Source organism: Pseudomonas sp. B15(2017) (assembly GCF_002113215.1).
Taxonomy (GTDB): domain Bacteria; phylum Pseudomonadota; class Gammaproteobacteria; order Pseudomonadales; family Pseudomonadaceae; genus Aquipseudomonas.
Genome location: NZ_NEJZ01000038.1, coordinates 1 through 1,231, shown reverse-complemented (window position 1 = coordinate 1,231; position 1,231 = coordinate 1). Strand labels below are relative to the sequence as shown.

General features: G+C 63.0%; 1 protein-coding gene. It reads right to left on the bottom strand.

Going from position 1 to position 1,231, the window contains the following annotated elements; genetic code table 11:
• On the bottom strand, nt 1-1,231 hold a 1,231-nt coding region (tssI, locus tag CAF73_RS29485; protein WP_139834890.1), incomplete at both ends, for a type VI secretion system tip protein TssI/VgrG.

Genomic DNA, 1,231 nt, shown 5'->3' with positions numbered 1-1,231 from the left:
CCCTCGACAATCGCCACGCTGCTGAAGATCCCGCCCGAATTGATCACGATGTGATGCCCGCCCGCCGTCAGCGTCAGGCTGGTCCCGGCATCGATCACCACCTGGCTGGCGGTGACCCGCGCATGGGGGCCGGCCTGGATGACCAGCGTGCCGTCCGCCGTGGTGCTGCTGTTGCCGCTGATGCTGAGCAGATCGTCGGTGCCGATGACCGTATGGCGCGTTCCGTCGGTGGTGTGTCGTTCATCCGCCTTGATCAGGCTGGTGCTCTGGTTGTCCACCTGCTGGAAACGGTCGCGCCGGATCTGGCTGTGGCTGTCATTGAGGATCAGTTGTTCGAAGTCGCGCTCGGCCCGCAGGTAGATTTTTTCCTGCCCGGCACGGTCTTCGATCATCAGTTCGTTGTAGCCGCCGGTGTGTGGCGAACTGTGGCTGCGCAGCACGGTTTTGCTCTTGTGCTCAGGCAGGGTGTAGGGCACCGAGGTGACTTTGTTGGCCACGCACCCGGTAATCAGCGGCTGATCCGGATCACCCTCCAGAAAGGTCACCAGCACTTCCATGCCGATGCGCGGGATCGTCACCGAGCCGAAGCTTTCACCGGCCCAACTCGACGAAACCCGTAGCCAGCAACTGCTGCGCTCACTGTCGAGTTCGGCGCGGTCCCATGGGAACTCGCACTTCACCCGGCCAAACTCATCGCAATAGATCTCTTCGCCGACCGGCCCGGTGACCCGGGCGGTCTGACTGACCAGCGGACGACGAGGTGCCGGCAGCGGTGGCCGGAACACCACCTCGGCAGGGATGACGCTGAAGGTATTGCGATAACCCTGGGTGAAACCGTCGGTGTCTTTCGCATCGCTGGTGACCGATTCTTCAAGCACCTGGGGCTGACGCCCCTCGTGGGAAACGCTGAGCAACAGCCACAGGTCGTTGCAGTGTTGGCGCGGGTGTTCGGCCAGTTCAAAGAGATGGCCGCTGCGCAGGTTGGCTTGATCGCTCTCTCCTTCACCCAGCTCATAGTCGGCGCGAGAGCGCTCAAGCGCCTGCCGTGCGAGCTGCTTGCCGCGTCTTTCGTTCTCGATCAACAGCGGATAGCGGTAATCCTCCAGCACCGGAGTGAAATCGGCGGTAAAGCGACTCTCGACCAGCAGGCTCGGGCGCTTGAGGTCATAGTCGCGGCGCACGACCGTGCTGGTGCGGGTGCCGGTACGAATGCTGAAACGGCTGACCACCG